At 64.2% G+C, this 1,939-nt stretch carries 2 protein-coding genes; one reads left to right on the forward strand and one right to left on the reverse strand.

Annotated elements, in window-relative coordinates:
* Window positions 1–548, reverse strand: a 548-nt coding sequence (locus EN750_RS32000) for an amidase family protein (RefSeq protein ID WP_245482871.1), incomplete at its 3' end; no start/stop codon positions are given.
* A 540-nt stretch (window positions 549–1,088) separates the two neighbouring features.
* Here EN750_RS32000 and EN750_RS32005 point away from each other — a divergent pair.
* Window positions 1,089–1,939 (forward strand): type III PLP-dependent enzyme (locus EN750_RS32005; protein WP_145968112.1); only part of this gene is annotated, 851 nt, incomplete at its 3' end.

A 1,939-nucleotide genomic window follows, 5' to 3' on the forward strand; every position in this document is an offset into this window, starting at 1 on the left:
GTCTCGTAGGTCTCGATGTCGTCGGCGAACCAGCCGAACGTGTCGAGGCTCGGCGCCAGCTTCATCGTGCCGTCGAGCGGAATGCGGTCATGCGTGGTGCGCAGCCCGATCAGTCCGCAAAAGCTCGCCGGGGCGCGGATCGAGCCGCCGGTGTCTGAGCCGGTGGCGATATCGGCCAGCCTGCCCGCCACCGCCGCCGCCGACCCCGATGAGGAGCCGCCGGTGACGCGGTCGGGTGCCGCCGGGTTCACCGGAAACGAGAAATGCGCATTCTGGCCGAACAGCGCGAAGGCAAGCTCGTCGGTCTGCGTCTTGCCGACGAAGCGTGCGCCGGCATCGAGGATCATCTGCACGGCGGGTGCGGTGCGCGAGGCCGCGTGGCTTTCGGCGAATTTTTGCAAATTGCCGCAACCGGTGCGGTAACCGGCGACGTCGTAGATGTCCTTGACGGCCAGCCGCAGGCCGGCCAGCGGGCCGAGCTGGGCATGTGCCACCGGCATCCGGCGAAGATCGAGAAAGGCGTTGAGAGGGCCGTGCGTGCCTGTCATCGTTCGATATCCGGATACGGTTGCCGCAACATTGTTCGACGCCAGAAATTTTACAACCTGCGATACGATTTTTATTGATTGTGAAAGTCTTCGCTCTTATATCGCGCTTGCCCAAAGTCGCACGTGCCTGTGGGTGTCCGCCGATCCTCGAATGGTGAGGGAAATCGGTAAGGTAACTGGAGCCAACCCCTCCAGTCGGTCTAGCGGCCAACCGCCAGCCCGAGGACACCTTGAAGCAACGACGGTGCGGGCCTTTCTGGTGTTCTGCCGGTTGTCCAAAAACCGGGGTTACTGAAGAGGCACACCTTCATTGCCGGCAGTGCGGACGGGTCTCCCATCCAAGCCAAGGCAGACAAAGCGAACCGAGGCCGGGCAAGGCCAAGGTTCACCGCCGCGAGACGGCGCTTCATGGTTCCGGGGTCTCCACCGGCTGGTTCCATGGATATCCGTCCCGCCTTTGTCCACCGCGTGTTCGCGAGGCTGACAGCCCGCGTCCCGCAGCCTTATTGCGCGCCGAAAGGCGCTGATGGAGAGACCCCGATGGCCACCCAGCGCATCCTTGACTTCCTCGCCACCCGACGTCCGACCGGTCCCTGCCTCGTCGTCGACCTCGATGTCGTGCGCGACAATTTCCGCGCCTTCGAGAAGGCGCTGCCCGATTCCAAGATCTACTATGCGGTGAAAGCAAACCCGGCACCGGAAATCCTGCGCCTGCTTGCTGCGATGGGCTCGTCCTTCGACACCGCTTCCGTTGCCGAAGTCGAGATGGCGATGGACGCCGGTGCGCCGGCGGACCGCATCTCCTTCGGCAACACCATCAAGAAGGAGCGTGACATCGCACGCGCCTACCAGCTCGGCATCCGCCTGTTCGCCGTCGATTGCGTCGAAGAGGTCGAGAAGATCGCCCGCGTCGCTCCAGGCGCGCGCGTGTTCTGCCGCGTGCTGACCGATGGCGAGGGCGCCGAATGGCCGCTATCGCGCAAGTTCGGCTGCGTGCCGGCGATGGCCGTCGACGTGCTGCGCCATGCCAAGGGGCTCGGCCTCGACGCTTATGGCGTGTCGTTCCATGTCGGCTCGCAGCAGACCGACCTGACCGCCTGGGACCGTGCGCTGGCCGACGCCAAGGTGGTGTTCGCGACGCTCGCCGAAGAAGGCATCGTGTTGAAGATGGTCAATATGGGCGGTGGTTTCCCGACGCGCTATCTGCGTGACGTGCCAGCCGCCCAGGCCTATGGCCAGGCGATCTTCTCGGCGCTGCGCAAGCATTTCGGCAATGCGCTTCCCGAGACCATCATCGAGCCGGGCCGTGGCATGGTCGGCAATGCCGGCGTCATCAAGTCGGAAGTCGTGCTGATCTCGAAGAAAGCGGCCAATGACAATGTGCGCTGGGT

Origin of the sequence: Mesorhizobium sp. M7A.F.Ca.ET.027.03.2.1 (assembly GCF_003999175.1) — a bacterium.
Lineage (GTDB): Bacteria > Pseudomonadota > Alphaproteobacteria > Rhizobiales > Rhizobiaceae > Mesorhizobium.